The 19880-nt window shown below is 52.0% G+C and carries 17 protein-coding genes; 6 read left to right on the top strand and 11 right to left on the bottom strand.

Annotation, left to right across the window (positions count from 1 at the left end):
- Positions 1-4: 4 nt before the first annotated feature.
- On the bottom strand, positions 5-1549 hold the full coding sequence (gpmM, locus tag OGY67_RS22890) for a 2,3-bisphosphoglycerate-independent phosphoglycerate mutase (RefSeq protein WP_234692493.1): 1545 nt from the start codon (positions 1547-1549) through the stop codon (positions 5-7).
- Between the two features lie 248 nt (positions 1550-1797).
- Between gpmM and OGY67_RS22885 the strand changes: the two genes are divergently transcribed.
- The 5 genes from OGY67_RS22885 to cysE all read left to right on the top strand — a co-directional run bounded on the left by OGY67_RS22885 (position 1798) and on the right by cysE (position 4965).
- Positions 1798-2229, top strand: coding sequence for a rhodanese-like domain-containing protein (locus OGY67_RS22885; protein ID WP_003024148.1), 432 nt, complete (start codon positions 1798-1800; stop codon positions 2227-2229).
- A gap of 52 nt (positions 2230-2281) precedes the next feature.
- The gene (grxC, locus tag OGY67_RS22880; protein WP_003024152.1) at positions 2282-2533 is read left to right on the top strand and encodes a glutaredoxin 3; all 252 of its coding nucleotides are present in this window, start codon (positions 2282-2284) and stop codon (positions 2531-2533) included.
- Between the two features lie 46 nt (positions 2534-2579).
- A complete protein-coding gene (gene secB / locus OGY67_RS22875) occupies positions 2580-3047 on the top strand; it encodes a protein-export chaperone SecB (RefSeq protein ID WP_003024155.1) in 468 nt (155 codons plus the stop codon).
- Complete coding sequence (gene gpsA / locus OGY67_RS22870; protein WP_008786462.1) at positions 3047-4066, top strand: NAD(P)H-dependent glycerol-3-phosphate dehydrogenase; 1020 nt, start codon at positions 3047-3049, stop codon at positions 4064-4066. Before secB ends, gpsA begins: the two co-directional genes overlap by 1 nt.
- A gap of 77 nt (positions 4067-4143) precedes the next feature.
- Complete coding sequence (cysE, locus tag OGY67_RS22865; RefSeq protein ID WP_003024160.1) at positions 4144-4965, top strand: serine O-acetyltransferase; 822 nt, start codon at positions 4144-4146, stop codon at positions 4963-4965.
- Between the two features lie 182 nt (positions 4966-5147).
- Here the strand turns inward: cysE and trmL are convergent, their stop codons facing one another.
- The 7 genes from trmL to OGY67_RS22830 form a co-directional block, all read right to left on the bottom strand.
- Positions 5148-5621, bottom strand: coding sequence for a tRNA (uridine(34)/cytosine(34)/5-carboxymethylaminomethyluridine(34)-2'-O)-methyltransferase TrmL (gene trmL, locus OGY67_RS22860; RefSeq protein ID WP_048237006.1), 474 nt, complete (start codon positions 5619-5621; stop codon positions 5148-5150).
- A 40-nt stretch (positions 5622-5661) separates the two neighbouring features.
- Positions 5662-6852: an FMN-dependent L-lactate dehydrogenase LldD gene (lldD, locus tag OGY67_RS22855; protein WP_286574563.1), complete on the bottom strand. Its 1191-nt coding sequence runs from the start codon at positions 6850-6852 to the stop codon at positions 5662-5664.
- On the bottom strand, positions 6849-7625 hold the full coding sequence (gene lldR / locus OGY67_RS22850) for a transcriptional regulator LldR (RefSeq protein WP_003024170.1): 777 nt from the start codon (positions 7623-7625) through the stop codon (positions 6849-6851). Before lldR ends, lldD begins: the two co-directional genes overlap by 4 nt.
- Positions 7622-9277, bottom strand: coding sequence for an L-lactate permease (gene lldP, locus OGY67_RS22845; RefSeq protein ID WP_048215310.1), 1656 nt, complete (start codon positions 9275-9277; stop codon positions 7622-7624). The genes lldR and lldP overlap by 4 nt, the downstream gene beginning before the upstream one ends.
- Positions 9278-9572: 295 nt before the next feature.
- Positions 9573-13643, bottom strand: coding sequence for a trimeric autotransporter adhesin SadA (gene sadA, locus OGY67_RS22840; protein WP_286574562.1), 4071 nt, complete (start codon positions 13641-13643; stop codon positions 9573-9575).
- Between the two features lie 43 nt (positions 13644-13686).
- The gene (locus tag OGY67_RS22835) at positions 13687-14328 is read right to left on the bottom strand and encodes a SadB/YajI family lipoprotein (protein WP_048237002.1); all 642 of its coding nucleotides are present in this window, start codon (positions 14326-14328) and stop codon (positions 13687-13689) included.
- Between the two features lie 488 nt (positions 14329-14816).
- The gene (locus OGY67_RS22830; protein ID WP_048237001.1) at positions 14817-15179 is read right to left on the bottom strand and encodes a YibL family ribosome-associated protein; all 363 of its coding nucleotides are present in this window, start codon (positions 15177-15179) and stop codon (positions 14817-14819) included.
- Positions 15180-15471: 292 nt separating this feature from the next.
- Between OGY67_RS22830 and OGY67_RS22825 the strand changes: the two genes are divergently transcribed.
- Positions 15472-15678 carry a hypothetical protein gene (locus tag OGY67_RS22825; protein WP_032945348.1) on the top strand — a complete coding sequence of 69 codons (207 nt, stop codon included), beginning with the start codon at positions 15472-15474 and terminating at the stop codon, positions 15676-15678.
- A 12-nt stretch (positions 15679-15690) separates the two neighbouring features.
- Here the strand turns inward: OGY67_RS22825 and mtlR are convergent, their stop codons facing one another.
- The 3 genes from mtlR to mtlA form a co-directional block, all read right to left on the bottom strand.
- Positions 15691-16278, bottom strand: coding sequence for a mannitol operon repressor MtlR (gene mtlR, locus OGY67_RS22820; protein ID WP_003024179.1), 588 nt, complete (start codon positions 16276-16278; stop codon positions 15691-15693).
- Positions 16278-17426 carry a mannitol-1-phosphate 5-dehydrogenase gene (mtlD, locus tag OGY67_RS22815; protein ID WP_048227314.1) on the bottom strand — a complete coding sequence of 383 codons (1149 nt, stop codon included), beginning with the start codon at positions 17424-17426 and terminating at the stop codon, positions 16278-16280. The genes mtlR and mtlD overlap by 1 nt, the downstream gene beginning before the upstream one ends.
- A gap of 138 nt (positions 17427-17564) precedes the next feature.
- Positions 17565-19478 (bottom strand): PTS mannitol transporter subunit IICBA, encoded by a 1914-nt coding sequence (mtlA, locus tag OGY67_RS22810; protein WP_008786455.1) that lies wholly within the window; start codon positions 19476-19478, stop codon positions 17565-17567.
- Positions 19479-19880 lie beyond the last annotated feature (402 nt).

Raw genomic sequence — 19880 nt, 5'->3', positions numbered from 1 at the left:
GGGATTATTCCACGATGAACAGCGGCTTACCAGTCATCTCTTGCGGGATTTCCATACCCATCAGCGTCAGCATCGTCGGGGCGATATCAGAAAGTTTGCCGCCTTCGACTGCTTTAACGTTCTTGCCACCGACATAAATCAGCGGAACGGGCAGGTTGGTGTGCGCAGTGTGCGCCTGACCGGTGGACGGATCGCGCATCTGCTCTGCGTTACCGTGGTCTGCGGTGATCAGCAACTGGCCGCCAACGGATTCAACCGCTTTCGCGACCTGTTCAACGCAGTGATCCAGCGCTTCAACCGCTTTAACCGCTGCTTCCATCACTCCGGTATGACCAACCATGTCGCCGTTCGGGTAGTTACAAATGATGGTGTCGTATTTTCCGCTCTCAATCGCCGCAACCAGTTTTTCGGTCAGCTCAGCAGAGCTCATTTCCGGCTGCAGATCGTAGGTCGCCACTTTCGGCGAGTTGATCAGGATGCGATCTTCGCCTTTGAACGGCTCTTCTACGCCGCCATTGAAGAAGAAGGTCACGTGCGCATATTTTTCGGTTTCGGAAATACGCAGCTGCGTTTTGTCGTTTTTCGCCATCCACTCGCCAAGGGTGTTAGCCAGAGACGCTGGTGGGTAAGCAACCGCAGTTTTGATGTCGGCCGCGTATTCGGTCAGCATCACAAAGTTGAGGTTAACGACTTTCTTACGGGCGAAGCCGTCGAAATCAGCATTAACAAACGCACGAGTGATTTCACGCGCGCGGTCAGCACGGAAGTTCATGAAAATCAGCGTATCGCCGTCTTCCATGGCGGCTTCAGCCTGGCCTTCAGCACGGATCACGGTCGCTTTCACGAATTCGTCGTTTTCGTCGCGGGCATAAGCAGCCTGCAGGCCTTCAACCGCCGTAGCGAACTGGAACTCGCCTTTGGCCAACGTCATCAGGTCATAAGCCTGTTCAACGCGATCCCAACGGTTGTCGCGGTCCATCGCGTAGTAACGACCGATGATGGACGCTACGCGGCCTTTGCCCAGTGCGGCAAATTTCTCTTCGAATTTCTGCAGTGAATGTTCAGCGCTGCGCGGCGGGGTATCGCGGCCATCAAGGAAAGCGTGCAGATAGATTTTTTCCGCGCCGCGTTCAGCAGCCAGTTCTACCATCGCCATGATGTGATCTTCGTGGCTGTGAACACCGCCCGCAGAGAGCAGACCCATGATGTGAACCGCTTTGCCGCTATTTTTTGCCTGGTCGACCGCATTGGTCAGCACCGGGTTAGCGAAGAAAGTACGCTCTTTAATTTCTACATCCAGACGGGTCAGGTCCTGATACACGATGCGGCCCGCGCCCAGGTTGACGTGACCGACTTCGGAGTTGCCCATCTGGCGATCGGGCAGGCCAACTTCCAGGCCAGACGCATCAATCAGGGTATGCGGACGTTTTGCCCACAGGGCATCCATTACCGGGGTTTTGGCATTAAAGATGGCGTTATCCTGGCTGTCTTCGCGATAGCCATAGCCATCCAGAATCACCAGTACCATAGGTTTTTTAGAAACCGACATTGCGACAACCTCACACTTAATAGATAAAAATAATTGCGTAATTTTACTACAGCTGAATCGATAAAGTAGCCCCGGAAGATCAAATAATCGACCAGAGCGCGCCGCAGAGGGCGTGGTTTTAGGTTTTTTTTTCCGTAGCGCCCCGCAAAAATGCAATCCAATGCACGCTCTGGCTGTATTTGCGTCAACGCGCAGGTATACTCCTTTCTTGGTTTTTTTAATCACTGAGTCGGGAGTTGTTACCCCCCATGCAAGAAATTATGCAATTTGTTAGTCGCCACCCTGTATTGAGTATCGCCTGGATTGCGTTACTGGCGGCTGTATTATTTACCACGTTTAAGAGCCTGACTTCCAAAGTGAAGGTGATTACGCGCGGAGAAGCCACACGTCTCATCAATAAAGAAGACGCCGTTGTCGTGGATTTACGTCAGCGCGACGACTTCCGCAAAGGTCATATCGCTGGCTCCACGAACCTGCTGCCGAGCGAAATCAAAGCCAACAACTTTGGCGAACTGGAAAAACACAAAAACAAACCTGTTATTGTGGTTGATGGCTCAGGCATGCAATGCCAGGATTCAGCGACTGCGCTGATCAAAGCCGGTTTTGAGCAGGTGTCTGTACTGAAAGATGGCGTAGCGGGCTGGAGTGGTGAGAATCTGCCACTGGTTCGCGGCAAGTAATTTACCCGTCTTCTTTCATGCCGCAGGGTAAAAAGAACACTGGAGATAAGTCATGGCCAATATTGAGATCTATACCAAAGCAACCTGCCCGTTTTGCCATCGCGCAAAGGCGCTCCTGAACAGCAAGGGTGTGAGTTTCCAGGAGCTTCCGATTGACGGCGATGCCGTGAAGCGTGAAGAAATGATCAAGCGCAGTGGCCGTACTACGGTTCCGCAGATTTTTATTGATGCACAGCACATTGGTGGTTGTGACGACTTGTATGCGTTGGATGCGCGTGGTGGACTGGATCCGCTGCTGCGTTAAGGCGTACCGAAGTATTTAAAGGACAACACTAAAGGGTTTTCTCAACATGTCAGAACAAAATAACACTGAAATGGCTTTCCAGATCCAACGTATTTATACCAAGGATGTGTCTTTCGAAGCGCCAAATGCACCGCATGTTTTCCAGAAAGATTGGCAGCCAGAGGTTAAACTGGATCTTGATACCGCATCTACCCAACTGGCAGATGACGTGTATGAAGTAGTGCTGCGTGTCACCGTAACGGCTTCCCTGGGTGAAGAAACTGCGTTCCTGTGCGAAGTTCAGCAGGGCGGTATTTTCTCCATCAGTGGTATTGAAGGGACTCAGATGGCGCATTGCCTGGGCGCATACTGCCCGAACATTCTGTTCCCGTATGCCCGCGAATGCATCACCAGCCTGGTTTCACGCGGTACGTTCCCGCAACTGAACCTTGCGCCGGTCAACTTTGATGCGCTGTTCATGAACTATTTACAGCAGCAGGCTGGCGAAGGTACTGAAGAACATCAGGATGCCTGATGAACCAAAGTAATGCTTCAATGACTGTGATTGGTGCCGGCTCGTACGGCACCGCTCTTGCCATCACCCTGGCAAGAAATGGCCATCAGGTTGTCCTGTGGGGCCATGATCCTAAACATATCGCGACTCTCGAGCACGATCGCTGCAACGTCGCGTTCCTTCCTGATGTGCCTTTTCCCGACACGCTGCGCCTGGAAAGTGATTTAGCCACTGCACTGGCCGCCAGTCGTAATATTCTGGTGGTGGTGCCGAGCCACGTCTTTGGCGAAGTGCTGCGTAACATCAAACCATTGATGCGTCCTGACGCACGACTGGTCTGGGCGACAAAAGGTCTGGAAGCGGAAACAGGGCGTCTGCTGCAGGACGTCGCGCGTGAAGCGCTGGGGGACTCAATTCCACTGGCGGTTATTTCCGGCCCGACTTTCGCCAAAGAGCTGGCTGCGGGCATGCCGACGGCGATTTCTCTGGCCTCGACGGACGACACTTTTGCTGACGATCTCCAGCAGTTGCTGCACTGCGGCAAAAGCTTCCGCGTTTATAGCAACCCGGATTTCATTGGCGTGCAGCTTGGCGGCGCGGTGAAAAACGTCATTGCCATTGGTGCGGGGATGTCTGACGGCATCGGTTTTGGCGCGAATGCACGAACCGCATTGATCACCCGTGGGCTGACCGAAATGTCTCGTCTTGGTGCGGCGCTGGGGGCCGATCCTGCCACCTTTATGGGGATGGCGGGTTTAGGCGATCTGGTGCTGACCTGTACCGACAACCAGTCGCGCAACCGTCGTTTTGGCATGATGCTCGGCCAGGGGATGGACGTGCAGGGTGCGCAGGACAAGATTGGCCAAGTGGTTGAAGGCTATCGCAATACGAAAGAAGTTCGTGAATTGGCGCACCGTTTTGGTGTTGAGATGCCAATAACCGAGGAAATTTATCAAGTATTGTATTGCGGAAAAAACGCGCGCGAGGCAGCATTGACGTTATTAGGCCGTGCACGCAAGGACGAGCTGAGTCGCCACTAGCTGTAAGGAACTGTTGAATATAACGACCCGATCCGCGAAGAACGGATCGGTCGTTTTGCTACCTTCTGGAGTACGCAATGCCGTGTGAAGAACTGGATATCGTCTGGAAAAACATTAAAGCGGAAGCCCGGGCACTGGCGGAATGTGAGCCAATGCTGGCCAGTTTTTACCACGCAACGCTGCTCAAGCATGAAAATCTCGGCAGTGCGCTAAGCTATATGCTGGCGAATAAACTCGCTTCTCCAATCATGCCCGCCATTGCGATTCGCGAAGTCGTAGAAGAGGCCTACGCGGCCGATCCTGAAATGATTGCCTCAGCGGCCTGCGATATTCAGGCAGTACGCACGCGTGACCCGGCTGTCGATAAATATTCCACTCCACTGCTGTATCTGAAGGGCTTTCATGCGCTTCAGGCCTACCGTATCGGTCACTGGCTGTGGCATCAGGGGCGTCAGGCGCTGGCGATCTTCCTGCAAAATCAGGTGTCCGTTACCTTCCAGGTAGACATTCATCCGGCGGCAAAAATTGGCCGTGGGATTATGCTCGATCACGCCACCGGTATTGTGGTGGGTGAAACCGCCGTAATTGAAAACGATGTCTCTATTTTGCAATCCGTTACGCTTGGCGGGACCGGTAAAGCCGGCGGTGATCGTCATCCAAAAATTCGTGAAGGGGTGATGATTGGCGCGGGCGCAAAAATTCTCGGCAACATTGAAGTCGGACGCGGCGCAAAGATTGGCGCAGGTTCGGTCGTGCTACAGCCCGTACCGCCGCATACCACCGCCGCAGGCGTTCCGGCACGCATCGTCGGTAAGCCAGACAGCGATAAGCCGTCCATGGATATGGATCAGCATTTCAATGGGATACATCATACGTTCGAATACGGCGATGGAATCTGATTTCCGAGCTATCTTACTTGTCATCTTGAACCCGGGCTGTGCTCGCCATCCTCACGTACTACGTATACGCGCAGGTCGGCAAGCGCAGTCCGTGTCCAACCTGACTGCGCCGATAACGCTCGAAAAATAACGGTAAATTCTTTCGTAGGTCGGATAAGGCGTCAGCCACCATCCGACAAAAATCAACTACGCAATATCGCGCCGGGATAACCTAACTGGCGCCAGGCCTCATACACCACCACCGACACCGCATTCGACAGGTTCATGCTGCGACTGTCCGGCATCATCGGAATACGAATTTTTTGTTCGGCAGGTAGCGCGTCGAGGATGCTGGCTGGCAGACCGCGAGTTTCCGGGCCAAACATCAGATAATCCCCATCCTGATAGCTTACCGCGCTATGCGCTGGAGTACCTTTGGTGGTCAGGGCAAACAGACGTTGCGGATTTTCTGCGGCGACGAAGGCGGCGTAATCAGGGTGGCGTAGCACAGCGGTAAATTCATGGTAATCCAGCCCCGCGCGACGCAGGCGCTTGTCGTCCCAGGTAAAGCCCATTGGCTCAATAATATGCAGACGAAAGCCGGTGTTGGCGCAAAGACGGATAATATTGCCGGTATTTGGCGGGATTTCTGGTTCGAATAAAACGATGTTTAGCATGCTGCCCCCTTAAGTACGGGGCAGCATAGCAAATTAACGTTTACGCCGCATTTCCACGTTTGGGCTGCATCGGATAGTCAGCCACCTGTTTACCCAGTTCCTGTACCAGCGAATCACGGCTGATTTCGCTAATCGATTTCGCCCCGGTCAGGGTCATTGCCACCTTCATCTCTTTCTCGATCAGAGTTAGTAGATTCGCCACCCCGGCCTGACCGTGGGTTGCCAGCGCGTACAGATAAGCACGTCCCAGCAGAACACTATCCGCGCCCAGCGCAATCATACGTACGACGTCCAGACCGTTGCGGATCCCACTGTCTGCCAGAATGGTGATATCGCCTTTTACCGCATCGGCAATAGCGGGTAACGCGCGAGCTGAAGACAGCACGCCGTCTAACTGGCGGCCACCGTGGTTAGAGACAACAATACCATCCGCGCCAAAGCGTACGGCGTCTCGGGCATCTTCGGGATCGAGGATCCCTTTGATCACCATCGGGCCATCCCAGAATTCGCGGATCCACTCGAGGTCTTTCCAGGAAATCGACGGATCGAAGTTATTCGCCAGCCAGCCGATGTAATCCTCAAGACCGGTAGGTTTACCAAGATAAGTCGAGATATTACCTAAATCATGTGGGCGACCGTTCAGGCCAACGTCCCATGCCCACTGTGGATGGGTGACTGCCTGCCAGTAGCGGCGTAGTGCGGCATTTGGGCCGCTCATCCCGGAATGGGCGTCACGGTAGCGTGCGCCAGGGGTTGGCATATCGACGGTAAAGACCAGCGTAGAGCAGCCCGCCGCTTTGGCGCGTTCCAGCGCGTTGCGCATAAAGCCACGATCGCGCAGAACATATAACTGGAACCACATCGGACGTTTGATGGTTGGGGCGACTTCTTCAATCGGACATACGGATACCGTGGAAAGCGTAAACGGAATGCCTTTGGCATCAGCGGCGGCGGCGGCCTGAACTTCGCCCCGGCGCGCGTACATGCCGCACAGACCGACAGGTGCAAGGGCCACCGGCATGGAGAGCGTTTCGTTGAACAGCTTTGTCTCCAGGCTCAGGTCGGACATATTCTTCAGCACGCGCTGGCGCAGCGCCACCTCTGACAGGTCTGCCACGTTACGGCGCAGAGTGTGCTCTGCATACGCCCCTCCGTCTATATAGTGGAACAAGAAGGGGGGTAGGATGCGCTGGGCTGCGGCGCGATAGTCGCTGGCTGCTGAAATAATCATGTGTTGTTCTCCCTGCTATTCTCACCAGGGTCACCGGGCAGGCGGGTGATACGCGCCTGGCGGGCCTGATCTTCATCAAATCGTTTAATCGTGGTGTGGACAAAACTGAGGTGCGCCATCATTGCTTTACGCGCTCCGTCGGCATCTCCGGCAACAATCGCATCCAGGACGGCCTGATGCTGCGCCGTCAGTTGCGAAAATACGGGCGGCACAAGGTACATTCGCTGGCGGCTCTGTTTCACCGAAGACTGCAATACGTCGAAGAAACCGCGCATGGTCTGTAACAGCACCACGTTGTGCGAGGCCTCCGCAATGGCGAGATGAAAGCGAACGTCTGCCTGCGAGGCGAGATCTGGATCTTCGCTTTGTGTGGCCTCGAAACAGAGTCTGATCTTCTCTTTGTCGGCAGCAGTGGCACGCATAGCTGCATGCCAGGCGGTGCTGGCTTCGATGGCGTGGCGGGCTTCCAGAATATCGAAACTGTAATCAGGGTCGTCTGCCAGTAGAGTTTTCAGCGGCTGAACGATGTTTTGTTCAGACCATGCCTCATGCTGCCAGCGGATAAACGTCCCGCCGCCACGACGGCTAATCAACACGCCTTCGCTCACCAGTTTCGCCAGCGCCTCGCGCAGCGAGTTGCGCGATACGCCGAGCTGTACGGCCAGTTGGCGCTCAGCGGGCAACTTCATGCCCGCCTCCAGCTGTTGTTCTTCAATCAGCGCCCGCACACGAGATGCGACTTCGTCTGACAGGCGTCTGGGCATCACTATCATGGAATCATCCAGGTTAAGACATAGGCCTGCAGCGTGGTAATCACACCCACCATGCAGGTGAAAATCAGACTGTGCTTCACGGTAAAGCGGAACAGATCAGACTCTTTCCCCACTAATCCCACTGCCGCACAGGCGATAGCGATAGATTGTGGAGAGATCATCTTGCCGGTCACGCCGCCGGTGGTATTTGCGGCCACCATCAGCACATCAGAAACGCCGATTTGCTGAGCGGCCGTGGCCTGCAGGGCGGCGAACAATGCGTTTGATGAGGTGTCGGACCCGGTCAGGAATACCCCCAGCCAGCCAAGGAACGGCGAGAAGAAGGTAAATGCGCTGCCGGTATGTGCCAGGGCCAGTGCCAGGGTGGATGAAAGCCCGGAGTAGTTAGAGATAAACGCGAACGCCAGCACCATCCCGATGGAGTAGATAGGCAGCGCCAGATCTTTCAGCGTGCTACCAAAGGTCTGCAGCGCAGCAGATGGCTTCATCTTCAGCCAGACGATAGACAGCAGGGCGGCAAACAGAATCGCAGTACCGGTCGCGGAGAACCAGTCAAATTTGTACACCGCCGCGTAGGCTGTGGCTTCGTGTACGACCGGCGGCATACGGGCAACCAGCTTGTCGAGGAACGGAACCGGAATGTTGACCACCCAGTGGTACATCGCGCCGCCTGGCGCAAACAGCGCTTTAAACGGCGGTATGCTCCACAGTGTGACGGTAGCTGTCAGGAACAGGAACGGTGACCAGGCGCGTACCACCTGCCCAGCGGTGTAGCGGGTGCGCGACAGATCCATATCGACCTGCGAAGCGCCCATATCGCCAAAACGGAAGATACGTACCGGCTGCCAGCGTTTCAGGAACAGCGTCAGACACACCAGTGAGACCAGAGAAGAGATGATGTCCGGCAGTTCCGGCCCGATAAAGTTAGAGCTGAGGTACTGTGCGATAGCAAACGAGCCGCCAGCGACCATCACCGCAGGCCAGGTTTCTTTGACACCACGCCAGCCATCCATAATCGCCATAATCCAGAACAGCACGATAATGGTCAGGAACGGCAGTTGACGACCTACCATCTGGCCAATCTCGAAGCTGTCCAGTCCGGTAACCTGACCGGCAACCAGAATCGGAATGCCCATTGCGCCAAAAGCGACCGGCGCGGTATTTACGATCAGGCACAAACCTGCCGCATACAGCGGGTTAAAGCCAAGACCAACCAGCAGTGCGGCGGTAATCGCTACCGGAGCACCGAAGCCTGCCGCTCCTTCGAGGAATGCCCCAAAGGAGAAACCGACAATCAGCATTTGCAGACGCTGGTCTGGGGTAATCGAGAGTATCGATGATCGGATAATGTCGAACTGTCCGGTCTTCACCGAGATTTTATAGACGAATACCGCGGCGATAATGATCCAGGCAATTGGCCACAGACCATAGAAGAAACCGTACACTACGGATGCCAGCGCGTGATCGACCGGCATTTTGTAAAACAGCAGGGCGACTGCCAGAGCAATCACCACCGTCCACGACGCCGCAACATAGCCTTTCAGCTTGAGCTTAATCAGGGCGAAGAAAAAAAACAGGATAGGGAGCGATGCGATCAGGCTGGAAAGCCAGATATTACCGGCCGGGTCGTAGTTCTGTTGCCAGAGATTCATTGCAGGTCTCCTGGGGGCCGCCGACATAATGGAATGAGTCTTTGCTCAAATCTTCGTCACACTATGTGTAAAAGTGGCCCTGCCAATATTGTTGTGTAGGGGTAATGACAATGAATGGTTAATCAAATGTTATTTATTGGCAACGGTATTGTACTCACATTTTAATGAAATGTGAGGTGTTGGTATGATCTGGCTAAAATTGGTAGGGCCAATTGAGGGGTGAGGGCAACAAAGAGAAGTGAAAAGGCAATGGCATGATGCCATTGCCTTTGATGTCGGGAGTATTGTTACTTCATTACCACTGGAAGCCAGCACCAATGGCTGCAGAGTAATCGCCCTGGCTGTTGCTGGTTCCTTGCAATTTATACACCCAGCCCCCGCTTTCACTTACCATGGAGACACCAATGGCGACGGCACTTTCACCATTAAACGTACCCCCAGCAATCGAGGTCATGTTGGCTCCCGGTGCGTAAGCTTGTGGAAGACCAGCCATGGCCATTGCTGAGGCAATACCGCCGCTCATCTTGTTTTCTACTCCTTTGATTTTACTGTTCATTTCACCCATTTTTTGATCGGTATAGGTGTTTGCTTCTTCTACGCTGCGTTTCAATTGCGCATAGTTCACCGCATCCGTATCGTTCACCGCCGCTGAAACATTGCCGATCCGAGTGGTACCGCCACTCCCGTCTCCCAGGTTGAGCACACTGTAGTTAACCGAGCCATCGGTATTGGTTTCATAACGAACGGAACCTGCTTCTGAGGCTTTCAGTTGCGCCACATTAACCGCGTCAGTATTGTTCACCCCTGCGGCAACATTGGTAATACGACGTTGTTGAGTAGAAGAACCGACAGACACCGTATTCGCTTCATCTGCGACTGAATTTGTACCTAACGCCACGCTGTTTTCAGCAGCCGCAATAGATCCGGAACCTATCGCGACGCTGTCCGTACCTTGGGCATTTGCATCTACGCCATCGGTGTTGGTCTTGAAGTACTTGGTGCTCCCCGTAGTGACAATATCGCCGACAGAATTTTCGATATTGGTGACACGGGTATCAAGGCTACTCACCTGCGTATTCAGGTTATTGATGCTTTCGGTATTTGCGGCAACGTGGCTGTCGGTGACTTTCAATTGACCAACGTTTACGGCATCGGTGTCTGCGCTTCCTGCTGCAACATTGGTGATCTGCCGCTGGCCATCTTCACTGCCTACAGAAACTTCGCCCACCGACGTTTGTGGCGTATCCATGTTGTAAGCGGTATAGCTGCTTTGTGCGCCGACGGTGGTTTGTGAATTGCTGCCGAGCGCGATACTGTTGGCGTGATTTACCTGTGCGCTTGAACCAATGGCAATGCCGTTGAAGGCAGATTGATCCACGACTGCGCCATAGCCAATACCGACTCCTGAATCGCCATTGACGATGGTTGTAGCACCAACAGCAATCGCGTTTTCACCCACCGCCAGGGAATCTTCCTCATCCGAGTTGGCATGGAAGTATTGTGTCGGCGTCGTGGAAACGGCGGCGATAGCATTTTGTAACTGACGAACTGTTACTGCATCTTGCGCTTCAGAGCCGTCCGCAACGTTGGTAATTTGACGATAGCTTTCTCCATCCGTCCCCAATGACAACGCGCCCAGCAACTCTCTGTCTGTTGTATCGTAACCAATGACGACGCCATCGCTTGTTACGCTCGTTGCTTGTGTACCGGTTGTAATAGCGCGGTTAGAGCTGGAGCCACTGCCCAAGGCGATGCTGCCCTCAATGCTGCTGCTGCTGTTCTCTCCAAGAGCCAGACTCGAAGCACCGGATGCGACGGCGTTGTAACCCACTGCTGTTGCGCCGTCACCCGTTGCGTATGCATCCTGGCCTTCAAGCCCGCTATCATTCGTGCGGATGTATTTCACGCCGGTACCATTTTCCGTGATATAGGTTTCGCTGGTATCGCCGGTTATTTGGCTAATAGATTCGTTGTACTGAGAAATCAGCATGTTAGTTTCATAGAGCTGAGAGCCATTAACGGCGTCAGTACTGTCACTGGCGATTTCACCTGCTGCTACATTGGTTATCTTATTGGTACCGCTGGTACCGTGGCTGGCGCTGAACGCACCCTCTTCGTCATCCCAGCTCAGTGCATCGGTACCAAGGTTGGTGATGGACGTATTGATATCCGCGATAGCAGAGGTGTTTTGATCTACCTTCTGGTTGGTTTCATACAACTGTGAGCCGTTTACCGCGTCGGTACTGTCCTCAGAAAGCTCCCCGGCGGCGACATTGGTGATTTTACTGGTACTTCCACCGTGGTTTGCGCTGAAAGCTCCGATGTCTTCGTCCCATAACAGAGCGTTATCAGTGAGGCCGGTAATGGACGTATTAATGTCGGAGACAGAAGTATTCAGGTTCTCAATCGCGGTGCTGTTCTGAGTGATGTTGGTGGTATTGGCGGCGATATCGGTCGTGTTCTGATCCACTTTTTCATTGGTTTCGAACAACTGCGAGCCGTTAACCGCGTCGGTACTGCTCTCAGAAAGGTCCCCGGCAGCAACGTTGGTGATTTTGTTTGCCGTACTACTTCCGTGGCTGGCAGAGAACGAACTCGTTGTTTCATCCCAGCTCAGTGCATCAGTGCTAAGGTTGGTGATCGTCGTATTGATATCTGCAATATCTGATGTGTTTTGATCTACCTTCTGGTTGGTTTCATACAGCTGTGAGCCGTTCACCGTGTCTGTACTGTCTTCAGAAAGGTCGCCGGCGGCGACATTAATGATTTTGCTGGCGCTTCCGTTGCGGTTAGCGTTGAAAGCGCCAGAGGCTGCATCCCACAACAGGGCATCATCGGTGAGCGTGGTAACTGAGTCGCTCAGGTTGTTGATATTGGTGGTGTTGGTGGCGATATCAGTGGTGTTCTGAGACACATTTTCGTTGGTGGCAAACAACTGGGAGCCGTTAACGGCATCGGTACTGTCCGCGGCCAGGGTGCCTGCCGCCAGATTGGTGATCTTGCTGGCGCTTCCCGAGTGGTTAGCGCTGAATGCACCAGAGTCAGCATCCCACAGCAGGGCATCATCGGTGAGCGTGGTAACAGAGTCGCTCAGGTTATTGATATTGGTGGTATTGGTGGCGATATCAGTGGTGTTCTGGTTAATGCTGGTCGTATTAGCGGCGATATCGGTTGTGTTCTGGTTAATGCTGTCGGTATTGGCGGTAATATCGGCAGTGTTTTGGTTGATGCTGTCGGTATTGGTAGTGATATCAGCAGTATTCTGATCCACTTTCTCATTTGTATCAAACAACTGGGAGCCGTTAACGGCATCGGTGCTGTCCGCGGCCAGGGTGCCTGCCGCCAGATTGGTGATTTTGCTGTCGCTTCCACTGTGGTTAGCGCTGAATGCGCTTGCGCTGTCATCCCACAACAACGCGTCATCGGCTAACCCTGCGACAGAGGCCTCTGTATTCGTGATAGAAGTGTTAAGTGCGCTTAACGCACTGCCTACGTTAATGTAGATGCCTGTGCCTACCTCGTAGAGGGGCGCATTTACTGTACCATCAGAATTAACGGAAGCTCCTCCGCCGAGTCGGTCGGCGACGGATTGACTTAAAGAATAAATTTGCGCACCTGTGACTGCATCTGTACTGCTGGAATTGATGTCGCCTTTAGCAACGTAGGTGATCTGCCGCTGCGTGGTGCTGTTACCCACGGCGACGGAATTGTCTTCCTGGGCGGTAGAGCCTGCGCCAAGAGCAACTGAGTTGGTGCCTATCGCTTTTGCGCCATTACCAAATGCAGTGCTGTCGTCGCCGCTCGCAGTGGATTGATTGCCTAATGCAACGGATGTAGCTCCGCTCGCAGTGGCTTTATTACCTAATGCAACCGATTTTTCACCGCTCGAATTGGCATTAACACCCATTGCCATTGAATAACTTCCCGCGGCTGAAGATGAGGCACCCATCGCAATGGCACGGTTGCCGGTTGAGCTTGCTTTTACGCCGAGCGCTAGGGAAGAGTCACCGGATGAATCACTGTATGAACCAATAGCGGTACTCCATTTCCCCATCGCGGAGGCGTGATAACCCATTGCGGCGCTTGCGCCATCAACGTTGGTGTAAGTATTGGCTGTGGCATCGGTACCAATTGCAATCCACCCTGTTCCTCCTGTCTGGGTACCCGTTGGAGTAACGCCGTCGCCAGTATCTTTACCTGCATTGGCCAATACATCCGCAGAAACCATAATACTGCTAAGACCGATGAGTGCGGAAACCGCCAGCTTTCTACGGCCGTTTTTTTTCCCGCGGCTTTTTGCGGTTTCGCTGGTGACAATAAATGTTCCCGTAGCGGCATTCCAGAGGACTTTAAATATTCTGTTCATGGATAAATGCTTTCCTTTTCTAAAATAGTTGTATCAATAGCTATTATTTTTTGGGCTTCTTTTTTGTATCGTTAATAGGTTGTGTGCTTTCGAAAATAACATTCTTCATGTTAATGCCTATTTTTAGATACTTAAGATTATTGGGCGATACGCCTTTTAATGTCAGCGTGACATTGGTCCATGCTCCCGGTAAGAGTTCGATTGTCGAATCCATTTGCGTGTTGAGCAGGAGTTGTCGCCAGCGAGGTAGATCTTTTGCCTCGGAAGGTTTTTTCGTACCCCACGTCATATTAAACGCCAGGTTTGATACGGGAACGCTGAGTAAGTTAACCAAATCAAGATGAATAACACTTCCATCATCTATTGGCTCAATAGATAAAATACGCCCGGCTAATCCAATATTGCCGTTGTTAATAATAAAATAGTGCGTTTGTGATGGGTCCAGTTCTGTGTAGTCGAATAGTCGTTGTTTACGTTCAATGCGGCCAACGACTTCGGCGACCTTTTGGGTCGCCTGGATAAGCGTAGTTTGTTGTTTTTCTAAAAGGTCTATCTTTGCTTCTTGTTCTTTTTGCTGTTTTTTTAGTTCTTCGACAAGGTGTTTATCTGCAAAGTAATCACAACCAGATAACAAGAATGTGAATCCCAAAACAATCAGGGGAATAAATTTTCCATTTTTGTGCATATAAAATATCCTTATTAATTACTAATGTAGTATAAATAGTTAACCTATTATTTATACAGCTAACTCATCATCCTGCGAGTATTATCAATAACCCGTTAATGCATGGTTATAATGAACACATTCATTGCTTTTATAGGATTGAGCCAGTGCTCGATAATTTTTATCAATTACCCATGGCAATGCCTTATAAAAATATAATCATAATATTTATGTATGGGGAATTATTTTATAGATGATAATGTTATTTAATTTTGTGGGTCAATTATATTCTGCGGGTCATGAGAAAAGTGGAAGAAAAAATTCATTGTATAAATACAAATGGACATGGTGGAGTAATTTATTTTCATGAAAAGCAGGGAGGGCCGTTAAAAATGAACTTGTATATAAGCGGTGTAAATATTTATGGGGAAAAATTCGGAATATAGCCCGATGCTCTCAAGACACCCGCTGTACGACGGGTGTCTTGAGAGCCTGTGATACGAGAGTGTTTAGAACTCGTTCTTCGCAAAGCCAGTCATCTCTTTCAGGCCCATTTCACGGCCAAGCTCGGTCATCGGGTGGACGACGATCAGGCCGCGCACGCTTTTCTTCAGTTTGCCCATGTCAGCCTGCTCTTTTTTGGTGATGGCCCGACGGAACGGAAGTTTTGTCAGCTTTTGCGCTTCTTTGCTCAGCTTCTGGCTGTGAACTTCACGCAGGCGTGCGATCTCGGCTTCCAGAGTTTCTTTCTCTTTTTCCAGCTCCGCGTATTTGTCGGCGGCTTCAACCAGGGACAGGTCTGCCTGCTGGTGGCGAATAGCGTCCAGACGATCGCTCAGGCGTTTAATTTCGTTTTTTTCGACTTCTTTCATAGGATAGCTTCTGATAAAAATAGGATGAATGCCCTATAGTATGCGCGCAGAGCGGGATTATTCACAACTGCTCGAAGATAAATAATCAAATACCGTAAGTATTAATTAGCTAATGATAATGTTACTGCATTGATTAACAAGGAATTTTAAGCGATAAGATCGGCCGTGGTGCTTTTTATTGGCGTGTTCGTGGTGAAGCACGTTTTCCTCAATATAAACACCCAACTGATCCTAAACTTAAATGATCAACCGCACAGGCTGAGCGCGGTTAATACATGGAGGAGGGAAGATTATGGCGAAAATAGGTGAGAACGTTTCAATCCTGATTGATAAAACTGTCGATTTTATGGCTTCAAGCCAGGCTTTTCGCGAATATTTGAATAAAACACCGCCGCGCAACGTTGTCCCTTCAGAAATACCGCAGGAAAACGCGCAGCTGTATCTGCAACGTCTGGCGTACTATCGGCAGCTGTATCGACCGCAGCAGGAAGAGAAATAAGCAAACATCGTCTTATTTTTGAAAGGCTTTTTTTAAGCTGATTTTAGAAATCAGCTCGGTCAGGGAAAGGACCATGGTGGATCGTACCATCTGCTGGTAACGCTGGATCTGCATGGCATGCAAACCAGAGTCTGAGGTATCAAACTGGGGTGGCGGCGGGAGTGCCGTCACGCAGTGAAGTTCACCAAACGGTCCAAGAATTTCGTCGTCGGTGAATGCGTATTCATTGCCGTCGTGATTCAGCTCCTCCCGCAGCGCCATCAGCAGCTCCGCATCTTCGTACTCCGGGCGACTGAGTACGCCCAGGCCGTAGATTAACTTCAGACGAACAGAAAGATCGCCCAACGGACCATCGCCATCGAGCAGCGGTTCTACGGCGTATTTCACCGCATAGTCGTCTTTGCGAAATACCTGAAGCACAAGGATATTCACCGCCTCGGTGAGCAGTTCTACGGCGGTGATGAGGAAGCTGCGTACGGTTTTGCCAGCATTCAGACGCTCAAGCACACGATTTTCAAAGGCCTGCGTTTGTTCCATTATTGCCTGCATATCTGACAATCTATTATTCAGGCGCAGGATATCCTGCGCCAGGTCCTGCATCATTTCTTTGCGTTATACGCGTTAACAGCCTCAAGCACGACATCACTATTGGCATCCAGCCCGGAAACTTGCGCCAGCGCGGCCTGTGGACCTTTTTCGTCAATCAGCGCGGCCAGTTCCTGTGCCTGCGGATCTTCTTCGCTGCGATAGTGCATCGCTGCCGCAATACCGGTAACCAGATTCGCATGCGGCAAACCATACTCCAGCGTACCCAGCAGCGGTTTAATCAGGCGGTCGCCTGCGCTCAGCTTACGCAGCGGCTGACGACCTACGCGCTCAACGTCATCTTTCAGATACGGGTTTTCAAAACGACCGAGGATTTTCTGAATGTATGCCGCATGTTTTGCTGCATCAAAGCCATAGCGTTTGATCAGTACCGCGCCGCTCTCTTCCATCGCACCTTTTACCACTGCGCGGATTTTCTCGTCGAGAATCGCGTCACGGATGGTCTGATGACCGGTCAATTTTCCGAGGTACGCGGTTATAGCATGCCCGGTGTTCAGCGTGAAGAGTTTACGTTCGACAAATGCCATCAGGTTATCAGTTAATTCCATTCCTGGGATATTTGGCAGTTCACCTTTGAACTGTGTTTTGTCGACAATCCACTCACTGAAGGTTTCGACGGTAACTTCCAGCGGATCGTTGGTTGCTGAAGCCGAAGGCGGAACAATGCGGTCCACGGCAGAATCGACAAAGCCAACATGTTCTTCAACCCAGGCTTTATCTTCATCTGCTAACGCGTTCATTACATGGCCTTTCAACTGGGTCGTTCCGCGCACCATGTTTTCACAGGCGATGATATTTAGCGGAGTAGCGATGCCCTGCGCCTTGCGTTTAACCAGCCCTTTGGCGATGGCCGGAGCGATACGCTCAAGCACGACCGGACCGACGGCGGTAGTGACTAAATCTACGTGGGCAATCAGTTCAACAACATCATCGCCGATGCTGCTCACGGCGTTGACGCCAGAGACGGTATCAATCTGCTCGTTTTCACCCACGACATGAACCTGATAGCTATGACGGGCATTCAGGGCATCGAGCACGACCTGATTTACATCCGCGAACGTCAGCTGTATCCCCGCGTCCGCCAGCAGTTTGCCGATAAAGCCACGACCGATATTACCTGCGCCAAAATGTAATGCTTTCATAGTATTAACCTTCATTAATGTTTTTACCCAAGAGGGCTGGGGTGAGGGACTGCATTGATTTCCCCTCAACCTAACCCTCTCCACAAGGGAGAGGATTTTGTAGGCCCGGTAAGCGTGAGCGCCACCGGGCAATAACGCTTACTTACGACCTGCCAGCAGTTCCAGAACTTCATCCACGCTGGTGGTATGGGCCAGACGTTCGATTACGGATTCATCATCCAGAGCGTTGGTCAGGCTGGTAATCACTTGGATGTGCTCGTTGTTACGCGCTGCGATACCAATAACCAGACGGGCAATATCGTCTTCTTCTTCACCGAAGCGAACGCCTTCCGGGTACTGGCAGAACACCACACCGGTTTTCAGCACGCGGTCTTTGGCTTCAACCGTACCGTGCGGTACTGCGATGGACTCACCCAGGTAAGTCGGGGTCAGTTTTTCGCGGTCCAGCATCGCCTCGACGTATTCTGGCTCAACGTAACCACCTTTCACCAGTTGCTCACCAGCAAAGCGAATCGCTTCTTCTTTGTTAGCCGCTTTACGGCCAAGGAAGATGTTCTCCGCACCCAGTTTGAACAGGTGGGTATCACCCTCTTCAAAGCTGTCTTTCAGGTGGTCGCGAACTTTCTCCTCGTTCACGTTGTGGCGCTGCGCAGCGACCAGACGTTCGGTCAGGTTGGAGTACAGACCGCTGTCGAGGAAGTTGGTCAGCGAAATGTGCTGTGCCTGAGGCACCTGGCGCATCGCGCGTTCGGTCAGGTCACGGTGGGTAATGACCAGATCCACATCCGGCGGCAGATTATTAATCGCGCTGTTAGTGACGGAAATCTGAGACAGCCCTGCATCCTGTACTTTCTTACGCAGTACGCCCGCACCCATAGCGCTGGAACCCATACCGGCATCGCAGGCAACGATGATTTTACGCACATGGCTCAGGTCGTTGGTGACGTCGCCAGCCGCCAGCGGGGATGCGCCTTTGGATTCCGCTTTCATGTCGTGCATACGACGGGTTGCGGCATCAATGTCATCATCTTCTTTCACTTTGCTGGTTTTCAGCAGAATGGCTGAGACCACAAAGGAGACTGCCATAGCCGCACAGATAGCAGCGATGTTAGCGAAGTAAGCTCCCTTCGGTGTCATTGCCAGCACGGCCAGGATAGAACCCGGAGACGCCGGAGAAACCAGACCGCCGTTCAGGATAGTCAGGGTAAATACGCCAGTCATACCGCCGAGAATAACGGCCAGGATCAGGCGCGGGTTCATCAGCACGTACGGGAAGTAAATTTCGTGGATACCACCCAGGAAGTGGATGATAGCCGCGCCGCCTGCAGATTGCTTAGCGCTGCCGCGACCGAAGAACATGTACGCCAGCAGGACGCCCATACCCGGACCCGGGTTTGCTTCAATCAGGAAGAAGATGGATTTGCCCATCTCATGGGACTGCTGAATACCCAGCGGTGAGAAAATACCGTGGTTAATGGCGTTGTTGAGGAACAGGATTTTCGCCGGTTCAACGAAAATCGATGCCAGTGGCAGCATGTCATGGACAACCATGAAGTTAACGCCTGCCGCCAGAATTTTGGACAGTGCTTCAACCAATGGACCAATGCCAAGGAATGCCAGAATGGCGAGGATCATACCGATGATGCCAGCGGAGAAGTTATTCACCAGCATCTCAAAACCGGATTTGATCTTACCGTCTACCCAGTTGTCGAAGTGTTTGATCGCCCAGCCGCCCAGTGGACCTGCAATCATCGCGCCGAGGAACATTGGCATGTCCGCGCCGACGATAACGCCCATGGTGGTGATTGCACCAACTACGCCGCCACGCTCGCCGCCAACCAGTTTACCACCGGTATAACCGATCAGTAGCGGCAGCAGATAGGTGATCATCGGGCCGACCAGCTTCGCCAGCGTTTCGTTCGGCAACCACCCTGTCGGAATGAATAATGCGGTGATAATACCCCACGCGATAAACGCGCCGATATTTGGCATCACCATGTTGCTGAGGAATCGACCAAAGCTTTGCACCTTGATCTTAATATCGGATGACATAAAAACACCCCTTCTTATGTTTGCTATCACGCAGGCTGAAAGCCCGAGGTTTGTTAATGTAGCGGCAGGAGGTAGCCGGACCCTGTAGATACTGCGAAATCTGGCACTGAATCGTTCAACTGTCCAGTCGACGGCCTTTTATGTGACATTCGTCACGTAAATATAGGGTGTATGGCGTTAGTTAATGTGATTTTCATCACAAAATACCGGTACAAAAAAACATCGCAGTGCAATAATTCGCTGAAAATGAGGATTAAATGTGAAGTGATTCACATTTTTTCTTTCCTTGTTTGTTGGATTTTTGTGATGTGAATCGCAAAGTATTTTCATCTGAAATTTTTCAGATGTGATCTGCGGCAGGTTCTACCCCCGACATTTTTTATTGCAAAACAAAGCAACTTC

This window comes from Citrobacter sp. Cpo015 (assembly GCF_030333035.1).
In the GTDB taxonomy this organism is placed as follows: domain Bacteria; phylum Pseudomonadota; class Gammaproteobacteria; order Enterobacterales; family Enterobacteriaceae; genus Citrobacter; species Citrobacter portucalensis.
The sequence above is the reverse complement of the archived record's forward strand: the minus strand, read 5'-3'. Positions and strand labels throughout refer to the sequence as shown.

What these genes read in the sequence shown, in the direction of transcription:
- trmL (WP_048237006.1), bottom strand. Translation starts at nt 5,621, where the DNA reads ATGCTAAACATCGTTTTATTCGAACCAGAAATCCCGCCAAATACCGGC.
- OGY67_RS22835 (WP_048237002.1), bottom strand. Translation starts at nt 14,328, where the DNA reads ATGCACAAAAATGGAAAATTTATTCCCCTGATTGTTTTGGGATTCACA.
- secB (WP_003024155.1), top strand. Translation starts at nt 2,580, where the DNA reads ATGTCAGAACAAAATAACACTGAAATGGCTTTCCAGATCCAACGTATT.
- mtlR (WP_003024179.1), bottom strand. Translation starts at nt 16,278, where the DNA reads ATGCAGGACCTGGCGCAGGATATCCTGCGCCTGAATAATAGATTGTCA.
- OGY67_RS22885 (WP_003024148.1), top strand. Translation starts at nt 1,798, where the DNA reads ATGCAAGAAATTATGCAATTTGTTAGTCGCCACCCTGTATTGAGTATC.
- gpsA (WP_008786462.1), top strand. Translation starts at nt 3,047, where the DNA reads ATGAACCAAAGTAATGCTTCAATGACTGTGATTGGTGCCGGCTCGTAC.
- grxC (WP_003024152.1), top strand. Translation starts at nt 2,282, where the DNA reads ATGGCCAATATTGAGATCTATACCAAAGCAACCTGCCCGTTTTGCCAT.
- cysE (WP_003024160.1), top strand. Translation starts at nt 4,144, where the DNA reads ATGCCGTGTGAAGAACTGGATATCGTCTGGAAAAACATTAAAGCGGAA.
- sadA (WP_286574562.1), bottom strand. Translation starts at nt 13,643, where the DNA reads ATGAACAGAATATTTAAAGTCCTCTGGAATGCCGCTACGGGAACATTT.
- lldP (WP_048215310.1), bottom strand. Translation starts at nt 9,277, where the DNA reads ATGAATCTCTGGCAACAGAACTACGACCCGGCCGGTAATATCTGGCTT.
- gpmM (WP_234692493.1), bottom strand. Translation starts at nt 1,549, where the DNA reads ATGTCGGTTTCTAAAAAACCTATGGTACTGGTGATTCTGGATGGCTAT.
- mtlA (WP_008786455.1), bottom strand. Translation starts at nt 19,478, where the DNA reads ATGTCATCCGATATTAAGATCAAGGTGCAAAGCTTTGGTCGATTCCTC.
- OGY67_RS22830 (WP_048237001.1), bottom strand. Translation starts at nt 15,179, where the DNA reads ATGAAAGAAGTCGAAAAAAACGAAATTAAACGCCTGAGCGATCGTCTG.
- mtlD (WP_048227314.1), bottom strand. Translation starts at nt 17,426, where the DNA reads ATGAAAGCATTACATTTTGGCGCAGGTAATATCGGTCGTGGCTTTATC.
- lldR (WP_003024170.1), bottom strand. Translation starts at nt 7,625, where the DNA reads ATGATAGTGATGCCCAGACGCCTGTCAGACGAAGTCGCATCTCGTGTG.
- lldD (WP_286574563.1), bottom strand. Translation starts at nt 6,852, where the DNA reads ATGATTATTTCAGCAGCCAGCGACTATCGCGCCGCAGCCCAGCGCATC.
- OGY67_RS22825 (WP_032945348.1), top strand. Translation starts at nt 15,472, where the DNA reads ATGGCGAAAATAGGTGAGAACGTTTCAATCCTGATTGATAAAACTGTC.